This window comes from Nocardia pseudovaccinii NBRC 100343 (genome assembly GCF_001613225.1).
Taxonomy (GTDB): domain Bacteria; phylum Actinomycetota; class Actinomycetes; order Mycobacteriales; family Mycobacteriaceae; genus Nocardia; species Nocardia pseudovaccinii.
In genome coordinates, this window is record NZ_BDBY01000461.1 from 1 (window position 1) to 2,830 (window position 2,830).

Below are 2,830 nucleotides of genomic sequence, written 5' to 3' on the forward strand. Positions count from 1 at the left end.
AGCATGCAGACTGGCAAGCCCAACCAACCCTCCCAACCGTCACCACCAGCATGCAGACTGGCAAGCCCAACCAACCCTCCTAACCGTCCCCACTCCCCGACCTCAACGCCGCACGCAAACCCCCTGCCCCGCACGGCAACTGAGCCAGCCGATCCATCCCCAGATCACGACCGAACTGCCAAAGAACCGCCGAATTACTCTGCACCCCTTCGACATTGGTCATCCGACGCACACCCCCAGCGCCGCTTCCGACCATGTCCCAACCTGGACAACCGCTCACCATGCATCCATGCAGGCAAACGTCGAGAGCACCTCTCCACCAATACATTCTCGAGCCCTCCTCGACCGGCATCCCCTCCACAACGACGCCCGAGAACGCAACCACAGCCAGTCGACCGAGCTCGTACCCGCAGGCATACCCACCTGACCGCGGAAGCTAAGCCGGGTACCGCACACAACGCCCCCACCACTACACCGGCAAACCCCCCCAACACCAAACCACCCCGGACCAGCAAACCCCGAAAGTCAGTGCAGAACAACAGAACCCACCCAGCCCGAACGCACCCCACCCACACCCACCTGGACACCCGATCACGTGGAAACTAGGGCGGCATCGGCCGAGAAGCCTCCGCCACCAGTGCCACCTGATCTTGATCATTCGACGAGGTACGGAGGGTTCGCCACCAGTGCCCCCTGACCTTGATCGTTCGACGAGGTACGGAGGGTTCGCAGAGGGTCCACCTGGGGGGCGGTGGAACTGTCGGTGGGGGTGGGGATAGTGCGGGGATGGGGGAATTGGATGAGGCGTTTGTGGGGTCGTGGGCGATGGCGGCGGGGTTGGTCACGCGCTGGGAGCTGCGACACAACTTTGTGCGGGTGTTTCCGGATGTCTATATGCGCAAAGGGTGCTCGCTCGATGCGGGAGGCCGGGCCCGCGCCACGGCGCACTGGGCGAAGGGTGACGGTGTGCTGATCGGCTGCTCGGCGGCCGCCATGCACGGCACTCGCTGGCTCGATGCCGATCAACCCGCGGAGATCGCCAGGGGCGAACACTGTCGTCCGCCCTGCGGGATTCGTGCCATCCGGTCGGTAATCGAGCCGGGTGAATGCTGTGACGTCGACGGGTTCACAGTCACAACACCGGCGCGCACTGCGTTCGACCTCGGTCGGCGCCTGCCGCGCGAGCGGGCCGTACCGATTCTGGACGCACTGTGCGCAGCCACCGGGCTCGAACCGGGTGAAGTCGCGGACTTGGCACAGAAACATCCGGGCGCACGTTTCCTCAACCGCTTGCGCACAACGCTGGCCGTCGTAGATCCAGGCGCCGAATCACCACCCGAGACCCACACACGCTTGCTGCTGATAGACGACGGCTTGCCCCGACCCGCAACACAATTGGTGATCCGTGATCACTACGGCGAATTCGTCGCGCGCGTCGACCTCGGTTGGCGGAAGTGGCAGGTGGCCGTCGAATACGACGGCGCCCAACACTGGACCGACCCCACCCAGCGCACCAAGGACATCGACCGCATAGCCCGCATCGAAGCCCTGGGCTGGCGAGTAATCCGCCTCAACGCCCCCCTCCTCCACCACCGCCCCCACGTCGTCCTCGACCGCATCCGCACCGCCCTCGCCACCCAGGGCGCCCGACTGGACAAATGATCACGTGGAACCCATGGCGGCAAACCGCCCGAGAGCCCTCTCCACCAACACATTCTCGAGCCCTCGCCTCCCGCATCCCTCCACAAAGACCCCCGAGAACGCAACCACAACCAGTCGACCACGCTGGAACCCACCCGCCTGCCCACCTGACCGCGGAAGGTAAGCCGGGCACGGCACACAACGCCCCCAGCACTACACCGGCAAAACCACAGACCGCCAATCCATCCCGGACCAGCAACCCCAGGAAGTCGGTGCAGAACAACAGGACCCACCGCAGCCCAACCAACCCGAACGCACCCCCAACCACACTCCTCGCTCCGACCCCGTGCCCTCGCTCCGACCCCACACCTACCTGGACATCCGATCACGTGGAAACTAGGGCGGCATCGGCCGAGAAGCCTCCGCCACCAGTGCCACCTGATCTTGATCGTTCGACAAGGTAAACCGGGTACCACGCACAACGCCCCCAGCACTACACCGGCAAACCACGGACCGCTAAACCATCCTGGACCAGGAAACCCAGGAAGTCGGTGCAGAACAACAGGACCCACCGCAGCCCCACCAACCGGGCCCAACCCACGCGCCGAGCTCAGCGCCGCACGCAAAGCCTCAGCCCACCGACAAACTGATACCGCGCGATCCATGTCCAGCCCTGGTTCCGCCCACGTACCGACCCGGACGCCTGATCACCATGCATCCCCGCAAGCAAACACCGAGAACACCCCTCCACCAACACATTCTCAACCACTCGCCCACCGCATCCCCGCCACCAACACATTCTCGCGCCCCCATCTCCTACATCCCCACAAAGACGCCCGAGAACACAACCACAGCCAGTCGACCACGCTGGAACCCGCAGGCATACCCACCTGACCGCGGAAGGTAAGCCGGGTACCGCACACAACACCCCCAGCACTACACCGGCAAAACCACAGACCGCCAAACCACCCGGTTCGGCAAACCCCGAAAGTCAGTGCAGAACAACACGCCCCACCGCAGCCCAACCAACCCGAACGCACCCCAACCACCCCCTCGTTCCAGCCCCCACCCCCTCGCTCCAGCCCACACCCCCCTCGCCACACCCCACACCGACCTGGACACCCGATCACGTGGAAACCAGGGCGGCATCGGCCGAGAAGCCTCCGCCACGAGTGCCACCTGATCTTGT

1 protein-coding gene is annotated in these 2,830 nt (G+C 64.8%); it reads left to right on the forward strand.

What is annotated here, in order from left to right:
- The first annotated feature begins 786 nt into the window (after positions 1 to 786).
- Complete coding sequence (locus NP3_RS45860) at positions 787 to 1,662, forward strand: endonuclease domain-containing protein (RefSeq protein ID WP_063047955.1); 876 nt, start codon at positions 787 to 789, stop codon at positions 1,660 to 1,662.
- The last annotated feature ends 1,168 nt before the right edge of the window (positions 1,663 to 2,830 follow it).